The organism is Roseibium aquae (assembly GCF_008711285.1).
Classification (GTDB): Bacteria; Pseudomonadota; Alphaproteobacteria; order Rhizobiales; family Stappiaceae; genus Roseibium; species Roseibium aquae.
Genome location: NZ_VXDC01000008.1, coordinates 109,876 through 124,854 on the forward strand (window position 1 = coordinate 109,876; position 14,979 = coordinate 124,854).

Annotated in this window: 25 protein-coding genes; all 25 read right to left on the bottom strand. The window is 60.3% G+C overall.

The window, feature by feature from the left end; all coding sequences use genetic code 11:
* Positions 1-140: 140 nt before the first annotated feature.
* The 25 genes from F0184_RS14095 to fusA all read right to left on the bottom strand — a co-directional run bounded on the left by F0184_RS14095 (position 141) and on the right by fusA (position 14,963).
* Positions 141-722: an adenylate kinase gene (locus F0184_RS14095; protein WP_150496840.1), complete on the bottom strand. Its 582-nt coding sequence runs from the start codon at positions 720-722 to the stop codon at positions 141-143.
* Positions 719-2,050, bottom strand: a complete 1,332-nt coding sequence (secY, locus tag F0184_RS14100) for a preprotein translocase subunit SecY (protein ID WP_150496841.1) — start codon at positions 2,048-2,050, stop codon at positions 719-721. Before secY ends, F0184_RS14095 begins: the two co-directional genes overlap by 4 nt.
* Positions 2,051-2,099: 49 nt before the next feature.
* Positions 2,100-2,567, bottom strand: coding sequence for a 50S ribosomal protein L15 (gene rplO / locus F0184_RS14105; RefSeq protein WP_150496842.1), 468 nt, complete (start codon positions 2,565-2,567; stop codon positions 2,100-2,102).
* 23 nt (positions 2,568-2,590) lie between these two features.
* A complete protein-coding gene (rpmD, locus tag F0184_RS14110; protein ID WP_150496843.1) occupies positions 2,591-2,788 on the bottom strand; it encodes a 50S ribosomal protein L30 in 198 nt (65 codons plus the stop codon).
* Positions 2,789-2,829: 41 nt separating this feature from the next.
* Complete coding sequence (rpsE, locus tag F0184_RS14115) at positions 2,830-3,396, bottom strand: 30S ribosomal protein S5 (protein ID WP_150496844.1); 567 nt, start codon at positions 3,394-3,396, stop codon at positions 2,830-2,832.
* A gap of 41 nt (positions 3,397-3,437) precedes the next feature.
* Complete coding sequence (rplR, locus tag F0184_RS14120; protein ID WP_150496845.1) at positions 3,438-3,800, bottom strand: 50S ribosomal protein L18; 363 nt, start codon at positions 3,798-3,800, stop codon at positions 3,438-3,440.
* 13 nt (positions 3,801-3,813) lie between these two features.
* A complete protein-coding gene (gene rplF, locus F0184_RS14125; RefSeq protein ID WP_150496846.1) occupies positions 3,814-4,347 on the bottom strand; it encodes a 50S ribosomal protein L6 in 534 nt (177 codons plus the stop codon).
* Between the two features lie 38 nt (positions 4,348-4,385).
* Entirely contained in the window at positions 4,386-4,784 is a 399-nt protein-coding gene (gene rpsH, locus F0184_RS14130; RefSeq protein WP_150496847.1) for a 30S ribosomal protein S8, read from the bottom strand.
* Positions 4,785-4,796: 12 nt separating this feature from the next.
* Positions 4,797-5,102, bottom strand: coding sequence for a 30S ribosomal protein S14 (gene rpsN, locus F0184_RS14135; protein WP_150496848.1), 306 nt, complete (start codon positions 5,100-5,102; stop codon positions 4,797-4,799).
* Between the two features lie 21 nt (positions 5,103-5,123).
* Positions 5,124-5,681, bottom strand: coding sequence for a 50S ribosomal protein L5 (gene rplE / locus F0184_RS14140; RefSeq protein WP_150496849.1), 558 nt, complete (start codon positions 5,679-5,681; stop codon positions 5,124-5,126).
* The gene (gene rplX, locus F0184_RS14145) at positions 5,674-5,991 is read right to left on the bottom strand and encodes a 50S ribosomal protein L24 (protein WP_150496850.1); all 318 of its coding nucleotides are present in this window, start codon (positions 5,989-5,991) and stop codon (positions 5,674-5,676) included. Before rplX ends, rplE begins: the two co-directional genes overlap by 8 nt.
* Positions 5,991-6,359 (bottom strand): 50S ribosomal protein L14, encoded by a 369-nt coding sequence (gene rplN, locus F0184_RS14150; protein ID WP_008191626.1) that lies wholly within the window; start codon positions 6,357-6,359, stop codon positions 5,991-5,993. Before rplN ends, rplX begins: the two co-directional genes overlap by 1 nt.
* A 71-nt stretch (positions 6,360-6,430) precedes the next feature.
* A complete protein-coding gene (gene rpsQ / locus F0184_RS14155) occupies positions 6,431-6,661 on the bottom strand; it encodes a 30S ribosomal protein S17 (protein WP_150496851.1) in 231 nt (76 codons plus the stop codon).
* A 12-nt stretch (positions 6,662-6,673) separates the two neighbouring features.
* Positions 6,674-6,874, bottom strand: a complete 201-nt coding sequence (gene rpmC, locus F0184_RS14160) for a 50S ribosomal protein L29 (protein ID WP_150496852.1) — start codon at positions 6,872-6,874, stop codon at positions 6,674-6,676.
* A 22-nt stretch (positions 6,875-6,896) separates the two neighbouring features.
* The gene (gene rplP / locus F0184_RS14165) at positions 6,897-7,310 is read right to left on the bottom strand and encodes a 50S ribosomal protein L16 (RefSeq protein WP_150496853.1); all 414 of its coding nucleotides are present in this window, start codon (positions 7,308-7,310) and stop codon (positions 6,897-6,899) included.
* 47 nt (positions 7,311-7,357) lie between these two features.
* Positions 7,358-8,086, bottom strand: a complete 729-nt coding sequence (gene rpsC / locus F0184_RS14170) for a 30S ribosomal protein S3 (protein WP_150496854.1) — start codon at positions 8,084-8,086, stop codon at positions 7,358-7,360.
* A complete protein-coding gene (gene rplV, locus F0184_RS14175) occupies positions 8,086-8,466 on the bottom strand; it encodes a 50S ribosomal protein L22 (RefSeq protein ID WP_150496855.1) in 381 nt (126 codons plus the stop codon). The genes rpsC and rplV overlap by 1 nt, the downstream gene beginning before the upstream one ends.
* Positions 8,467-8,468: 2 nt before the next feature.
* Positions 8,469-8,747, bottom strand: a complete 279-nt coding sequence (gene rpsS, locus F0184_RS14180; protein ID WP_150496856.1) for a 30S ribosomal protein S19 — start codon at positions 8,745-8,747, stop codon at positions 8,469-8,471.
* A gap of 12 nt (positions 8,748-8,759) precedes the next feature.
* Entirely contained in the window at positions 8,760-9,593 is an 834-nt protein-coding gene (gene rplB / locus F0184_RS14185; RefSeq protein ID WP_150496857.1) for a 50S ribosomal protein L2, read from the bottom strand.
* Positions 9,594-9,611: 18 nt separating this feature from the next.
* Positions 9,612-9,905 carry a 50S ribosomal protein L23 gene (locus F0184_RS14190; RefSeq protein WP_150496858.1) on the bottom strand — a complete coding sequence of 98 codons (294 nt, stop codon included), beginning with the start codon at positions 9,903-9,905 and terminating at the stop codon, positions 9,612-9,614.
* Positions 9,902-10,522 carry a 50S ribosomal protein L4 gene (gene rplD / locus F0184_RS14195; RefSeq protein ID WP_150496859.1) on the bottom strand — a complete coding sequence of 207 codons (621 nt, stop codon included), beginning with the start codon at positions 10,520-10,522 and terminating at the stop codon, positions 9,902-9,904. Before rplD ends, F0184_RS14190 begins: the two co-directional genes overlap by 4 nt.
* Positions 10,522-11,244: a 50S ribosomal protein L3 gene (gene rplC / locus F0184_RS14200; RefSeq protein WP_150496860.1), complete on the bottom strand. Its 723-nt coding sequence runs from the start codon at positions 11,242-11,244 to the stop codon at positions 10,522-10,524. Before rplC ends, rplD begins: the two co-directional genes overlap by 1 nt.
* A 23-nt stretch (positions 11,245-11,267) precedes the next feature.
* Positions 11,268-11,576 (bottom strand): 30S ribosomal protein S10, encoded by a 309-nt coding sequence (gene rpsJ / locus F0184_RS14205; protein WP_006936455.1) that lies wholly within the window; start codon positions 11,574-11,576, stop codon positions 11,268-11,270.
* A gap of 73 nt (positions 11,577-11,649) precedes the next feature.
* Positions 11,650-12,840 (bottom strand): elongation factor Tu, encoded by a 1,191-nt coding sequence (tuf, locus tag F0184_RS14210; RefSeq protein WP_150496861.1) that lies wholly within the window; start codon positions 12,838-12,840, stop codon positions 11,650-11,652.
* A 47-nt stretch (positions 12,841-12,887) separates the two neighbouring features.
* Complete coding sequence (fusA, locus tag F0184_RS14215; protein ID WP_150496862.1) at positions 12,888-14,963, bottom strand: elongation factor G; 2,076 nt, start codon at positions 14,961-14,963, stop codon at positions 12,888-12,890.
* Positions 14,964-14,979 lie beyond the last annotated feature (16 nt).

Sequence of the window (14,979 nt, forward strand, 5' to 3'; positions counted from 1 at the left end):
ACGGGGCCACCTCATGAGACCATGAGCACGGCACCCAATTCTCGACGGAATGAGCGCGTGCCATAGCGCTTCAAGTCACCCGCGTCAAGAAAAAAGCGCGCAGGCCGCGCGCTCTTTACACTTCCGAAACCTTTACCCGCTCAAGCAGCGGTGGCTTCCTTGAGGATCGTGTCGATACTGGCCGCGACCTCATCAATCGAAGCCATCCCGTCCACCGTTCGCAACATGCCCTTTTTCTTGTAGTAATCCGAAACGGGGGCGGTTTGCGCATGGTAAACTTCAAGCCGCTTGCGAAGGGTTTCGGCGTTGTCGTCGGCGCGCGCGCCGCCGGTTTCCTTCGCACGGTTCTCGATGCGGCCGACGAGCACCTCATCATCCACTTCCAGTTCGACCACCGCGTCCAGCTGCATGTTTTTATGCTCGAGCAGATCTTCCAGTGCGTCCGCCTGCGCGATTGTCCGCGGAAAGCCGTCAAGGATGAAGCCGTTGACGCAGTCCGCTTCCTCGATTCGGTCGGAAATGATCTGGACGATGATATCGTCCGACACCAGATCTCCGCGATCCATGACTTCCTTGGCCTGCAGTCCGACCGCCGTTTCGGCCTTTACGGCCGCCCTGAGCATGTCGCCCGTGGACAGCTGGGCAATTTTATGTGTCTCCACGAGACGGGCGGCCTGGGTGCCTTTGCCCGCTCCCGGCGGTCCGAGCAGAATGAGCCTCATCGACGTTTCCCCCTGAGTTTGGCTTTCTTGACCAGCCCTTCATACTGGTGCGCCAGCAGATGACCCTGGATCTGGGACACAGTATCCATCGTCACGCTGACAACAATCAAGAGCGAGGTCCCACCGAAATAGAACGGAACGCCCGTCGCCGAAATCAGGAATTCGGGTAATAGACAAACGAGGGTGATGTAGATAGCGCCGACGACCGTGATCCGGGTCAGGACGTAGTCGATATATTGCGCCGTGCGCTCTCCCGGACGGATACCCGGGATAAAGCCGCCATGTTTCTTCAGATTGTCCGCCGTATCGCTCGGATTGAAGACGATCGCCGTATAGAAAAAGCAGAAGAAGACGATCATGGCCGCGTAGAAGATCATGAACAGCGGCTGACCATGTCCCAGCAAGGCCGTGATCGTCGTCAGCCATTCATTACCCCCGCCCTGGTTGAACCCCGAGATCGTCGCCGGGACCAGAAGCAGCGAGGACGCGAAGATCGGCGGAATGACGCCAGCCGTGTTCAGCTTCAAGGGCAGGAAGGACGTATTGCCCTCGAACATACGGTTGCCCATCTGCCGCTTCGGGTACTGGATCAGCAGCCGGCGCTGCGCCCGCTCCATGAACACGATGAACCCGATCACGACGATCGCGAGAATGATCACACCCAGAATGATCCCGGTGGCAAGAGCGCCCTGACGGCCCAATTCAAGGGTCGAGACGATCGCCCCGGGAAGGCCCGCGACAATACCCGCAAAGATGATCAGCGAAATCCCGTTTCCGATCCCCCGCGACGTGATCTGTTCACCGAGCCACATCAGGAACATCGTGCCGCCAACCAGCGTGATTACGGTCGAAGCGCGGAAGAACCAGCCCGGATCCGTGACGACATTGGTCGCCCCCTCCAGGCCAACCGCGATGCCGTACGCCTGGAAAGTCGCCAGGATCACCGTGCCGTAGCGGGTGTACTGGTTGATCACCTTTCGGCCTTGTTCACCCTCTTTCTTCAGCTGCTCGAGCGTCGGAACGACGGTCGTCATGAGCTGCATGATGATCGAGGCTGAGATATAAGGCATGATGCCGAGGGCGAAAATCGCCATGCGCTCCACGGCGCCACCGGCAAACATGTTGAACATGCCGATAATGCCGGACTGGGCCTGGTTGAAGGCCTGTGCGAACGCTTCAGGGTTAATGCCGGGCAGCGGAATGTAAGTGCCCAGTCGATAAACCAAAAGCGCCCCCAGTGTAAACCAGATGCGCTTTTTGAGTTCTTCAGCCTTGGCGAAAGCTGAGAAATTAAGATTTGACGCCAGTTGCTCGGCGGCCGATGCCATGCCCTACTCCGGTCAGTTTATTACCGACAAATGGGAAAAGCCCAGGCTGTTAAGCCTGAGCTCCCAGAACGACAACCTTGCCGCCCGCTTTCTCGACCGCATCCACTGCGGCCTTGGAGGCCCCGGCGATCTCAAAGGTGACGGCGCCTTTCAGCTCACCGTCGGACAGCAAGCGCACGCCATCGCGAACCCGCTTGACGATTCCAGCCGCCTTCAGAGTTTCAACGGTGACCGGCGCAGATGCGTCGAGTTTACCCGCATCAATTGCCTGCTGGACCCGGCCCAGGGAGACCACATTGTAGTCCTTGGCAAAGATGTTGGTGAAACCGCGCTTCGGCAGGCGCCGATGCAACGGCATCTGTCCACCTTCGAAACCCTTGATGGCCACACCGGAGCGGGACTTTTGACCCTTCACACCACGGCCGCCGGTCTTGCCCTTGCCGGAACCGATGCCGCGGCCAACGCGAGTGCGGTCCTTGACGGCACCCTCGTTGTCACGAAGTTCATTGAGCTTCATGTTTTCTTCTCCTCATCCCGCTCTTACGCGTTGTCTTCGACGACGCGAACGAGATGCTGGACCTTCCTGATCATGCCGCGCACTTCCGGTGTGTCCTTCAGTGTGGAACGGCGGTGCATCTTGTTCAGGCCGAGACCGATGAGCGTGGCGCGCTGATCTTGCGGACGGCGCACCGGGCTCCCGATCTGTTCGACCGTTACGGTCTTTTCGGTGTTCGCCATGGAACTAACCCTTATTCAGCTGGGGGCTGGAGCCGCCGGGATCAAGCCTCAGCGGCAGCCGGAGCCGCCTCGTCATTGTTGTCCCGGCGGCGCGATTGCAGCACGGAGACCTTGAGGCCGCGGCGTGCCGCGACCGAGCGCGGGCTGTCTTCCTTAGTCAGCGCATCGAATGTGGCACGCACCATGTTGTAGGGGTTTGAGGACCCCAGCGACTTGGCAACCACATCCTGCACACCCAGGGTCTCGAACACGGCGCGCATCGGGCCACCGGCAATGATACCGGTACCGGCCGGTGCGGCCCGCATGATCACCTTGCCGGCGCCATGACGGCCTTCGACGTCGTGGTGCAGTGTCCGGCCTTCGCGCAGCGGCACGCGGATCATGGTGCGCTTGGCAGCTTCCGTTGCCTTGCGGATTGCTTCAGGCACTTCCCGTGCCTTGCCGTGACCGAAACCGACACGGCCCTTCTGGTCGCCAACCACCACGAGCGCGGCGAAGCCGAAGCGGCGGCCACCCTTGACCACCTTCGCGACGCGGTTGATGTGGACCAGCTTATCGACAAACTCGCTGTCACGCTCTTCGCGCTCGCGATTATCCTGTCTCGCCATTTTATACGTCTTTCGTTCTCAAGAGCGCCAAGGGGCGCTGGTCAGAATTCAAGTCCACCTTCGCGGGCCGCATCAGCAAGCGCCTTGACGCGCCCGTGATAGACATATCCGCCCCGGTCGAACACGACTTCCTTGACGCCTGCGGCTTTCGCCCGCTCGGCAACCAGCTTGCCGACGGCAGCGGCTGCTGCGGTGTCGGCGCCCGTTTTCAAGGTGCCCTTCAGATCCTTCTCGATCGTCGAGGCTGCGACGATAGTGTGGCCGTTCGCGTCGTCGATGATCTGAGCATAGATCTGCTTGGACGAGCGGAAGACCGAAAGACGCGGACGACCGTTCGCGACCTTCTTGATGGAACGGCGCACGCGATCGCGGCGGCGTTCGAAAGCATTGTTGCTATTCGCCATGATCTTGGGTCCGTTACTTCTTCTTGCCTTCCTTACGGACGATAAATTCGTCCGCATAGCGAACGCCTTTGCCCTTGTAGGGCTCCGGCGGGCGGAATTCCCGAATCTCGGCCGCCACCTGTCCAACACGCTGCTTGTCGGTGCCGGTTACAGTGATTTCGGTCGGCTTCGGGCACTTGATTTCGATCCCCTCGGGGATCGGATAAACCACGTCGTGCGAGAATCCCAGCGCAAGCTGAAGGTTTTCACCCTGGACCTGGGCGCGATAACCGACGCCGGTGATGGCGAGGTCTTTCTTAAAGCCCTCGGTGACACCCGCAATCAGGTTCGCAACCATGGTGCGGCTCATGCCCCACATGGAGCGGGCCGGCTTGGAGTTGTTACGCGGATCAATCTTGATGCCGCCATCCGTCATTTCGGCCAGAACCAGATCATTCAGAACGAAGGCCTTTTCACCCTTCGGTCCCTTGATCGTGACTGTCTGACCGTCGATCGATGCCGTTACCCCGCTTGGCACGGGGACTGGCTTTTTGCCAATACGAGACATTTGACCAACCTTGTCGTTGTTTCAGCGGGTCTGCCGCGTCAGAAGACGCGGCAAAGAACCTCGCCACCTACGTTTTCTTCCCGCGCCTGATGATCGCTCATGACGCCGCGCGACGTCGAGATGATCGACACGCCCAGGCCATTGGACACATGCGGGATGTTTTTCACCGAAGCGTACACCCGGCGGCCCGGCTTGGAGACCCGCTCAATCGTGCGGATGACCGGCTCGCCATCGAAGTACTTCAATTCGATTTCCAACTCGGACTTTCCGCCCTCGAAGTCAACCGTGGTGTAACCGCGGATGTATCCCTCTTTCGCGAGCACATCAAGTACATGCGCGCGCAATTTGGAATTTGGTGAGCTAACCTTCGTCTTTTTCCGCAACTGAGCGTTCCGGATCCGGGTCAGCATATCCCCCAACGGATCAGATATTGCCATGGGAGTGTCTCCTTACCAGCTCGACTTGACCAGGCCCGGGATCTTGCCCAGCGAGCCAAGTTCACGAAGCGCAATCCGCGACATCTTCAGCTTACGGTAAAAACCGCGCGGGCGGCCCGACACTTCACACCGGTTGCGAATCCGGTTGGGTGCGGAATTCCGCGGCAGTTTCGCCAGCTGCAGGCGTGCGTTGAACCGCTCTTCAAGGCTCAGACTCTCGTCCTTGGCCATCGCCTTGAGGGCAGCGCGCTTCACAGCGTATTTCTTCACGAGCTTCTTGCGACGCTCATTCTTTTCGACCGCGCTCTTCTTCGCCATCGTCGTTCCCTTCCTTGCCCGTTATTTCGTGAACGGGAAGTTGAACGCGCGGAGCAATTCGCGCGCTTCGTCGTCGTTTGCCGCCGTGGTGCACACGATCACGTCCATGCCCCAGATCTGGTCGACCTTGTCGTACTCGATCTCCGGAAACACGATGTGTTCCTTGATGCCCATGGCGTAGTTGCCACGACCGTCGAAGCTCTTCGGGTTCAAGCCCCGGAAGTCCCGCACGCGCGGAAGCGCGATGGTAATCAGACGGTCCAGAAATTCGTACATCCGCTGGCCGCGCAAGGTCACCTTCGTGCCAAGCGGCATGCCTTCGCGCACCTTGAAGGTCGCTATGGATTTCTTGGCCTTGGTGATGACCGGCTTTTGACCGGAGATCAGAGCCAGATCATCCGCAGCAGTACGCGCCTTCTTGGAGTCGCCAACGGCTTCCCCGACGCCAATGTTCAGGACAATTTTCTCCAGCGCGGGAACCTGCATCGGGTTCTTGTACTGGAACTTCTCCTGAAGCTGCTTCTTGATGACGGTCTCATACTGCGTTTTCAGGCGCGGAACGTTTTGGGTCTCAGCCATCGATCAGGTCTCCCGAACGCTTGGCCACACGGACCTTGGTGCCATCGTCATTGGTCTTGAAGCCGACACGGGTCGGCTTGCCGTCCTTCGGATCGGCAACCGCCAGGTTCGACAAATGGATCGGCGCTTCCTTGGCGATGATCCCGGCCTCTTGCGTCTGCGTCTGGCGCTGGTGACGGCGCACCATGTTCACACCGCGCACAAGGGCCTTGTTGTCCGACGGCTGGACCGAAATCACTTCGCCGGTTTTGCCCTTGTCACGGCCGGTCAGCACGACCACCGTGTCGCCTTTTTTAATTTTCGCAGCCATCAGAGCACCTCCGGCGCGAGCGAGATAATTTTCATGTGGTTCTTCGCACGAAGCTCGCGCGGCACTGGCCCGAAGATACGGGTGCCGACCGGCTCCTTGTTGTTGTTCACCAAAACGGCCGCATTGCGGTCGAACCGGATCACGCTGCCATCGGGACGGCGGATATCCTTTGCCGTGCGCACGACGACAGCCTTCATCACGTCGCCCTTTTTAACGCGGCCCCGCGGAATAGCCTCTTTGACGGAGACAACGATAATGTCGCCGACCTGGGCATATTTGCGCTTCGAGCCGCCGAGCACTTTGATGCACATGACACGACGGGCGCCGGAATTGTCGGCGACGTCGAGGTTAGTTTGCATCTGAATCATGACTGGCTGCCTTGTTCTTCTATCGGCGCTCCCCCAAAGGGCGCCTGATGCTCAAACTGTGAGGATCGTGATCAGTGAGCGACCACGGTCCAACGCTTGTTCTTGGAAATCGGCGCGCACTCTTCGATCTGCACGATGTCGCCGACCTTGTAGTTGTTCGCCTCGTCATGCGCCCGGTACTTTTTTGTCCGGCGCACGGTCTTCTTCAGCAGTGGGTGGGTGAAACGGCGTTCCACCAGCACTGTCACCGTTTTGTCATTCGCGTCGCTGACAACGGTGCCCTGCAAAATACGCTTCGGCATGTCGTCGTCTCCTTACGCGTTTGCCGTCACGCGCTTTTCGCGCATGATCGTCTGGATCCGAGCGATATCACGGCGGATCTGCCGGACGCGCCCAGTGTTCTCAAGCTGACCCGTGGCCCTTTGGAAGCGCAGGTTGAACTGCTCCTTCTTGAGGCCTTCGAGCTCGGTGCGGAGCTCGTCCAGGGTCTTTGCCCTCACATCACTCGCCTTCATGGCTCTTTACTCCTTGACTGCCTTACTCGGCGATCCGCTGAACGAACCGGCACTTGATCGGCAGCTTGGCGGCGGCAAGACGCATCGCTTCGCGCGCGACATCTTCCGACACACCATCGATTTCAAACATGATCCGGCCAGGCTTGACGCGGCATGCCCAGTAATCCGGAGACCCCTTACCCTTACCCATGCGGACTTCGGCCGGCTTTGAAGAGACCGGGACGTCCGGGAAGATGCGGATCCACACGCGACCCGCACGCTTCATATGGCGGGTCATGGCACGGCGGGCCGCTTCGATCTGACGCGCGGTCACGCGCTCAGGCTCAATCGCCTTCAGACCGTAAGCGCCGAAGTTGAGGTCAGTCCCCCCCTTCGACAGACCGTGGATGCGGCCCTTGTGCTGCTTGCGGAACTTTGTGCGCTTCGGTTGCAGCATCGTTCTTCTCTCGTCTTTCGTGTTTAACGAGCGGCAGGCAGCTTAACTTAAGCTGCGCGCTCGCGGCCCCGATCCCGGCGTCCGCCGCGATCACCCTGGTTGCTATCCGAGCCCGCCGTTGCACGCTTTTCAGACGCCATCGGGTCATGCTCGAGAATTTCACCCTTGAAGATCCAGACCTTCACACCGCACACACCATAGGCGGTGTGCGCGGAAGCCACACCGTAGTCGATGTCGGCACGCAGGGTGTGAAGCGGCACGCGGCCTTCCCGGTACCACTCGATCCGGGCGATTTCCGCCCCGCCGAGACGGCCACCGCAGGTGATCTTGATGCCCTGTGCGCCCAGGCGCATCGCCGACTGGACCGAACGCTTCATGGCCCGGCGGAACGCGACGCGGCGCTCCAGCTGCTGGGCGATGGATGCGGCAACCAATGTGGCATCGATTTCCGGCTTGCGCACTTCAACGATGTTCAGGTGCACTTCGGACTTGGTGATCTCGTTGATCTTCTTGCGAAGACGCTCGATATCCGCACCCTTCTTGCCGATCACCACACCCGGACGGCCGGAATGAATGGTGACGCGGCACTTCTTGTGCGGGCGCTCGATCACGATCTTTGAGACCGCGGCCTGCTTGAGTTCCTTCAAAAGAAACTCACGGATCCGGAAATCTTCGTGAAGCAGATCGCCGTATTCGCCCTTGTTGGCGAACCAGCGGGAATCCCAGGTCCGGTTGATCCCGAGGCGCATGCCGATCGGGTTAACTTTGTGTCCCATCAGGCACTCTCCTCGACTTCGCGCACGACGATTGTCAGGTTCGAGAATGGCTTCTCGATCCGGCCAACCCGGCCACGCGCCCGGGCCTGAAACCGCTTGATGACGAAAGCCTTGCCCACATGGGCCTCGGCGACCACCAGGTTGTCGATATCCAGGTCGTGGTTGTTTTCGGCATTCGCGATCGCAGACATCAAGGTCTTCTTGACGTCATTTGCGATGCGCTTACGGGAAAAGGTGAGATCTGCGATCGCAGAACCAACCTTCTTGCCGCGGATCGAAGCCGCAACGAGGTTCAGCTTGCGCGGAGACACGCGCAGCATCCGGGTCATTGCCCGAGCCTCATTGTCAGCGAGCGTCCGCTCACGCTTCGGCTTGCCCATCGTTACTTCCTCTTCGCCTTCTTGTCGGCGCCGTGTCCGTAATAGGTCCGGGTCGGCGAGAACTCGCCGAACTTGTGACCGATCATTTCTTCAGACACCAGCACCGGGACGTGCTTTTGACCGTTGTAGACACCGAAGGTAAGCCCGACGAACTGCGGCAGGATCGTAGAGCGGCGGCTCCAGGTCTTGATGACCTCGTTGCGGCCGGACTCCCGTACCTTGTCCGCTTTTTTCAGCAGGTACCCGTCAACAAACGGACCTTTCCAGACAGAACGTGACACGATCCTTGCCCTTTACTTCTTCCGCGCGTGACGGCTACGGACGATGAACTTGTCCGTTTGCTTGTTACGCCGCGTGCGCTTGCCTTTGGTCGGCTTACCCCACGGGGTCACCGGATGACGGCCGCCCGATGTCCGACCTTCACCACCGCCGTGCGGGTGGTCGATCGGGTTCATGGCGACACCGCGTGTGTGCGGTACCCGGCCCAGCCAGCGCTTGCGCCCCGCCTTGCCGAGATTGATGTTCGAGTGGTCCGGGTTGGACACGGCACCGACAGTGGCCATGCAGGAACCCAGAACCTTGCGCTGCTCGCCGGACATCAGACGCAGGACCGTGTAGCCCTGGTCGCGGCCGACCACCTGGACGAAAGCCCCGGCGGACCGTGCGATCTGCGCACCCTTGCCCGGCTTCATCTCGATGTTGTGCACGATCGTGCCCACCGGGATGGCCGAAAGCGGCATTGCATTACCCGGCTTGACGTCAACCGCTGCACCCGCAACGACCTTGTCGCCCGCTGCCAGCCGCTGCGGCGCCAGAATGTAGCTCAGCTCGCCGTCTTCGTAACGGATCAGAGCGATGAACGCGGTCCGGTTCGGATCGTATTCGAGGCGCTCGACCGTGGCCGGCATGTCCCACTTGCGGCGCTTGAAGTCCACAAGACGATAGGACCGCTTGTGACCGCCGCCACGGTTCGGAGCCGTCAAGCGGCCCATGTTGTTACGTCCACCAGACTTGGTCAGGCCCTCGGTCAATGTCTTGACCGGCTTGCCTTTCCAAAGACCGGACCGGTCAACCTGAATCAGCTGACGGCGGCCGGGGGACGTGGGATTGAATGTCTTAAGTGCCATTTTTCCTTAGTCCCCGTCTTAAAGCCCGGTGGTCACGTCGATGGCCTGCCCTTCGGCGAGCGTCACGACGGCCTTCTTGTAGTCGGACTGACGGCCAAGGCGCCCACGGAAGCGCTTCACCTTGCCCTTGCGGACCAGGGTGTTCACGCCCGTCACCTTCACGCCGAACAGTGCCTCAACCGCAGCCTTGATCTGCGGCTTGGTTGCATCGTTGGCAACCTTGAATACGACCTTGTTCTCCTCGGAAGCCATGGTGGCCTTTTCCGTGATCACAGGGCCGACGATCTTGTCGTAATGAGGAAGTTTGCTCATTTGAAGCGCTCCTCAAGTGCCGACACGGCCGCCTTGGTCAACACAAGCGTGTTGGCCCGCATGATGTCGTAAACGTTGATGCCCTGCACCGGCAGCAGATCCACATTTGGGATGTTGCGCGATGCCAGCTGGAAGTTGCGGTCGAGTTCCGCGCCATCGATGATCAGCGCGTTGGTGAGACCACCCTTCAAAAGCCGATCCTTGACCGCCTTGGTCTTGGCTTCCGCAGCCTTGACGTCTTCGACAACGATCAGGCTGGCCGTCTTCGCCTTGGCGGACAGAACATGCTTGAGACCCAGAGCGCGCACCTTCTTGGGAAGGTCGTGCCCGTGATCCCGGACAACCGGACCAAAAGCCCGGCCGCCGCCGCGGAACTGCGGAGCCTTCTTGTTGCCGTGACGGGCGCCGCCGGAGCCTTTCTGGCGGACGATCTTCTTCGTCGAGCCGGTCACTTCCGACCGGCCCAGCGTCTTGTGTGTGCCCGCCTGGCGCTTGGCAAGCTGCCAGCGCACCACGCGGTGGATCAGATCGGCGCGCGGCTCGAGACCGAAAATCTCGTCCGACACCGTGATCGAACCGGCCGCCCCACCATCGAGGGTCTTGACCTCAAGTTCCATCACTCACTCTCCTTCCCGGCTGCGGCAGCACCAGCTTCCGCGCCTTCAGGCGCACGGAACGCTCCAGGCATCGGCGCGCCTTCCGGCAGCGCCTTCTTGACCGCGTCGCGGACCAGGATCCAACCGCCCTTGGCGCCCGGAACAGAGCCCTCGACCATGATCAGGCCACGTTCGACATCCGTGCGCACAACCTTCAGGTTCTGCGTGGTCACGCGGACATCGCCCATGTGACCGGCCATCTTCTTGCCCTTGAACACGCGGCCCGGATCCTGACACTGGCCAGTCGACCCGTGGGACCGGTGGGAAATCGAGTTACCGTGGGATGCCCGGCCACCACCGAAGTTGTGACGCTTCATCACACCGGCAAAACCCTTACCGATCGAAGTCCCGGTCACATCGACAAACTGACCTTCGACATAGTGGTCAGCTGTCAATTCAGCGCCAACGTCGATGAGGTTGTCGGCCGAGACCCGGAATTCGGCAAGCGTGCGCTTGGGCTCCACCTTGGCAACCGCGAAATGACCGCGCATCGCCTTCGGCGTGTTCTTTACCTTTGCCAGACCGGCGCCGACCTGCAGCGCGGTATAGCCATTCTTTTCTTCAGTCCGGTGAGCCAGCACCTGGCACTTTTCCAGTTTCAAGACTGTAACTGGAACATGCTCACCCGCATCGGTGTAGATGCGGGTCATGCCCACCTTCTGAGCGATCACTCCAGAACGCATAGACGTGTCCCCTTCGATCCGCCTCAGAGCTTGATCTCGACGTCGACACCAGCGGCCAAATCGAGCTTCATCAAAGCGTCGACCGTCTGGGGCGTCGGATCAACGATGTCGAGAAGACGCTTGTGCGTCCGCATCTCGAACTGATCGCGGCTTTTCTTATCGATATGCGGTCCGCGAAGCACGGTGTACTTCTCGATCCGCGTCGGCAGTGGTACGGGTCCCCGCACCTGCGCACCGGTCCGCTTGGCCGTATTGACGATCTCCTTGGTGGAGGCGTCCAGAATACGGTGATCAAATGCCTTCAGGCGGATCCGGATATTCTGACCGTTCATTTCAGAGTTCCCGAGGTAAATGGCGGGCCCGCATCACGGGGATCAGTCCCCGGCCGCAGGCCCTGCCAGCGATTTATTCTACGATGGAAGCGACGACGCCTGCGCCGACGGTACGGCCGCCTTCGCGGATCGCGAAGCGCAGGCCTTCTTCCATGGCGATCGGCACGATCAGCTCGACGTCAACCGACACGTTGTCGCCCGGCATCACCATTTCCGTGCCTTCCGGCAGCGACACCACACCCGTCACGTCCGTCGTGCGGAAGTAGAACTGCGGGCGGTAGTTGGTGAAGAACGGCGTGTGACGGCCACCTTCTTCCTTCGTCAGGATGTACGCCTCGGCCTTGAACTTCGTGTGCGGGGTCACAGAACCCGGCTTGCACAGAACCTGGCCGCGCTCCACTTCCTCGCGCGCAACGCCGCGGATCAGGGCGCCGATGTTGTCGCCGGCCTCGCCGCTGTCCAGAAGCTTGCGGAACATCTCAACGCCGGTCACCGTCGTCTTCTTGGTGTCCTTGATGCCGACGATCTCGACTTCCTCGCCCACCTTCACGATCCCGCGCTCAACACGGCCGGTCACAACCGTGCCGCGGCCCGAGATCGAGAACACGTCTTCGATCGGCATCAGGAACGGCATATCCTTCGGACGCTCAGGCGTCGGAATGTAGTCGTCCACAGCCGCCATCAGCTCACGGATCGCGTCGCGGCCGATGGCCACATCGCGGTTCTCGACAGCCGCCAGAGCCGAGCCCTTGACGATCGGAATGTCGTCGCCCGGGAATTCGTAGGACGACAGCAGTTCGCGGATTTCCATCTCGACGAGCTCGAGCAGCTCCTCGTCGTCGACCTGGTCCACCTTGTTCATGAACACGACCAGAGCCGGAACGCCGACCTGGCGGGCCAGCAGAATGTGCTCGCGGGTCTGCGGCATCGGGCCATCGGCCGCCGAACACACCAGGATCGCGCCGTCCATCTGAGCCGCGCCGGTGATCATGTTCTTCACATAATCGGCGTGACCCGGGCAGTCCACGTGGGCGTAGTGACGGTTTTCCGTCTCATACTCGACATGCGCCGTGGAGATGGTGATGCCGCGCGCCTTTTCTTCAGGGGCTGCATCAATCTGGTCATAGGCTTTCGCCGTCGCACCGCCAACTTCCGCCAGCGTCATCGTGATTGCGGCAGTCAGCGTGGTCTTGCCATGGTCAACGTGACCGATCGTACCAATGTTGACGTGCGGCTTATTGCGCTCAAACTTTTCTTTTGCCATCGGATTTCTCCGTTTCTCTAATTCTTATGTGACTGGTGCGATCCGGTTCAGGCGTATTTCGCCTGAACCTCTTCGGCGACGGCCTGCGGTACTTGCGCGTAATGGTCGAAAACCATCGAGTATTGCGCACGGCCCTGAGACATGGACCGCAGGTTGTTAACGTATCCAAACATGTTGGCGAGCGGCACCATGGCGGTGACCACGGTGACAACACCCCGGTTCTCGGTGCCGGCAATCTGACCGCGGCGGGAGTTCAGATCCCCGATCACATCACCCATGTAATCTTCCGGTGTCACCACCTCGACCTTCATGATCGGCTCGAGGAGGCGCGGTGCGGCCTTCGCAATACCCTCGCGGAAACCGGCACGGCCCGCGATCTCGAAGGCCATGACCGAAGAGTCCACGTCGTGGTAAGCACCATCGGTCAAGGTTGCCTTGATGTCGAGCATCGGGAAGCCGGCCAGCGGGCCAGACGACATGACGCTCTCGATCCCTTTATGAACGCCCGGGATATATTCCTTCGGAACAGACCCGCCAACGATCGTGCTTTGGAACACGAGTCCTTCGTTCGGCTCGGCCGGCTCGATCGTGAGCTTGATGCGGGCGAACTGGCCCGAACCACCGGACTGCTTCTTGTGGGTGTAATCCACTTCGGCGGTCTTGGTGATGGTCTCACGGTAAGCCACCTGCGGCGCACCGACATTGGCCTCGACCTTGAACTCGCGCTTCATGCGGTCGACGATGATGTCGAGGTGCAATTCGCCCATGCCCGCGATGATGGTCTGACCGGACTCTTCGTCGGTCTTCACGCGGAAGGACGGATCCTCGGCAGCCAGACGGTTCAGGGCAAGACCCATCTTTTCCTGGTCGCCCTTGGTCTTCGGCTCGACAGCGATCTCGATAACCGGCTCGGGGAATTCCATCCGCTCCAGGATCACCGGCTTCAGCGGATCGCACAGGGTATCCCCCGTGGTGGTTTCCTTGAGGCCCGCGATCGCAACGATGTCGCCGGCAAAGGCTACATCGATGTCTTCACGCGAATTGGAGTGCATCTGCATCATCCGGCCGACGCGCTCGCGCTTGTCCTTGACCGTGTTGAGCAGCGACACGCCCTTCGTCAGAACGCCCGAGTAAATCCGGCAGAATGTCAGCGACCCGACGAACGGGTCGTTTGCGATCTTGAATGCCAGAAGCCCCAGGGGCTCCTCGTCGCCAGACTTCCGCTCGATTTCGGTTTCCGTCTTCGGATCGATGCCCTTGATCGCGGGAACGTCCACCGGGCTCGGCAGATAGTCAACGACACCATCCAGAAGCGGCTGAACGCCCTTGTTCTTGAAGGCGGAACCGCAGAAGATCGGCACGAAGGTCCCGGAAATGGTCCCGGTGCGGATGAGCTGCTTCAGCTTTTCGACGGACGGCTCTTCCCCTTCGAGATAAGCCTCCATCGCGGCCTCGTCGACCTCGACAGCGGTCTCGATCAGAGCGTCGCGAGCTTCCTGCGCCTTGTCGGCGAGGTCGGCCGGGATATCGATCTCGTCCCAAGCGGCGCCAAGGTTCTCGGACTGCCAAATGAGCGCCTTCATCTTCAGAAGATCGACGACACCCGCAAAGTCGTTCTCAGCGCCGACCGGCAACTGCAGGACAAGGGGAGTGGCGCCCAGGCGGTCCTTGATCATCGTAACGCAACGATCGAAATCGGCGCCCAGCTTGTCCATCTTGTTGACGAAGATCATCCGCGGGACGTTGTACTTGTCAGCCTGGCGCCAGACGGTTTCGGTCTGCGGCTCGACGCCCGCATTGGCATCCAGAAGAGCAACCGCGCCGTCCAAAACACGCAGGGAACGCTCCACTTCGATGGTGAAGTCCACGTGACCCGGGGTGTCGATGATGTTCAGGCGCTTTTCTTTCCAGAAAGCGGTGGTCGCAGCGGACGTGATCGTGATGCCGCGCTCCTGCTCCTGCTCCATCCAGTCCATGGTGGCAGCGCCATCATGCACTTCGCCGATCTTGTGGCTCTTACCGGTGTAGAAGAGGATCCGCTCGGTGGTGGTCGTCTTCCCGGCATCGATGTGAGCCATGATGCCAAAGTTACGGTAGTCTTCGATTTTATGCGTGCGGGACATGACGTCAGCCCTTCGA

What these genes read in the sequence shown, in the direction of transcription:
- rplN (WP_008191626.1), bottom strand. Translation starts at nt 6,359, where the DNA reads ATGATTCAGATGCAAACTAACCTCGACGTCGCCGACAATTCCGGCGCC.
- fusA (WP_150496862.1), bottom strand. Translation starts at nt 14,963, where the DNA reads ATGTCCCGCACGCATAAAATCGAAGACTACCGTAACTTTGGCATCATG.
- rplO (WP_150496842.1), bottom strand. Translation starts at nt 2,567, where the DNA reads ATGAAGCTCAATGAACTTCGTGACAACGAGGGTGCCGTCAAGGACCGC.
- rpmC (WP_150496852.1), bottom strand. Translation starts at nt 6,874, where the DNA reads ATGAAGGCGAGTGATGTGAGGGCAAAGACCCTGGACGAGCTCCGCACC.
- rplB (WP_150496857.1), bottom strand. Translation starts at nt 9,593, where the DNA reads ATGGCACTTAAGACATTCAATCCCACGTCCCCCGGCCGCCGTCAGCTG.
- rpmD (WP_150496843.1), bottom strand. Translation starts at nt 2,788, where the DNA reads ATGGCGAACACCGAAAAGACCGTAACGGTCGAACAGATCGGGAGCCCG.
- rpsH (WP_150496847.1), bottom strand. Translation starts at nt 4,784, where the DNA reads ATGGCAATATCTGATCCGTTGGGGGATATGCTGACCCGGATCCGGAAC.
- F0184_RS14095 (WP_150496840.1), bottom strand. Translation starts at nt 722, where the DNA reads ATGAGGCTCATTCTGCTCGGACCGCCGGGAGCGGGCAAAGGCACCCAG.
- F0184_RS14190 (WP_150496858.1), bottom strand. Translation starts at nt 9,905, where the DNA reads ATGAGCAAACTTCCTCATTACGACAAGATCGTCGGCCCTGTGATCACG.
- rpsN (WP_150496848.1), bottom strand. Translation starts at nt 5,102, where the DNA reads ATGGCGAAGAAGAGCGCGGTCGAAAAGAATGAGCGTCGCAAGAAGCTC.
- rplV (WP_150496855.1), bottom strand. Translation starts at nt 8,466, where the DNA reads ATGGGCAAGCCGAAGCGTGAGCGGACGCTCGCTGACAATGAGGCTCGG.
- rplF (WP_150496846.1), bottom strand. Translation starts at nt 4,347, where the DNA reads ATGTCTCGTATTGGCAAAAAGCCAGTCCCCGTGCCAAGCGGGGTAACG.
- rplP (WP_150496853.1), bottom strand. Translation starts at nt 7,310, where the DNA reads ATGCTGCAACCGAAGCGCACAAAGTTCCGCAAGCAGCACAAGGGCCGC.
- rplR (WP_150496845.1), bottom strand. Translation starts at nt 3,800, where the DNA reads ATGGCGAATAGCAACAATGCTTTCGAACGCCGCCGCGATCGCGTGCGC.
- secY (WP_150496841.1), bottom strand. Translation starts at nt 2,050, where the DNA reads ATGGCATCGGCCGCCGAGCAACTGGCGTCAAATCTTAATTTCTCAGCT.
- rpsC (WP_150496854.1), bottom strand. Translation starts at nt 8,086, where the DNA reads ATGGGACACAAAGTTAACCCGATCGGCATGCGCCTCGGGATCAACCGG.
- rplE (WP_150496849.1), bottom strand. Translation starts at nt 5,681, where the DNA reads ATGGCTGAGACCCAAAACGTTCCGCGCCTGAAAACGCAGTATGAGACC.
- tuf (WP_150496861.1), bottom strand. Translation starts at nt 12,840, where the DNA reads ATGGCAAAAGAAAAGTTTGAGCGCAATAAGCCGCACGTCAACATTGGT.
- rplX (WP_150496850.1), bottom strand. Translation starts at nt 5,991, where the DNA reads ATGGCTGCGAAAATTAAAAAAGGCGACACGGTGGTCGTGCTGACCGGC.
- rpsQ (WP_150496851.1), bottom strand. Translation starts at nt 6,661, where the DNA reads ATGCCGAAGCGTATTTTGCAGGGCACCGTTGTCAGCGACGCGAATGAC.
- rpsE (WP_150496844.1), bottom strand. Translation starts at nt 3,396, where the DNA reads ATGGCGAGACAGGATAATCGCGAGCGCGAAGAGCGTGACAGCGAGTTT.
- rpsJ (WP_006936455.1), bottom strand. Translation starts at nt 11,576, where the DNA reads ATGAACGGTCAGAATATCCGGATCCGCCTGAAGGCATTTGATCACCGT.
- rplC (WP_150496860.1), bottom strand. Translation starts at nt 11,244, where the DNA reads ATGCGTTCTGGAGTGATCGCTCAGAAGGTGGGCATGACCCGCATCTAC.
- rplD (WP_150496859.1), bottom strand. Translation starts at nt 10,522, where the DNA reads ATGGAACTTGAGGTCAAGACCCTCGATGGTGGGGCGGCCGGTTCGATC.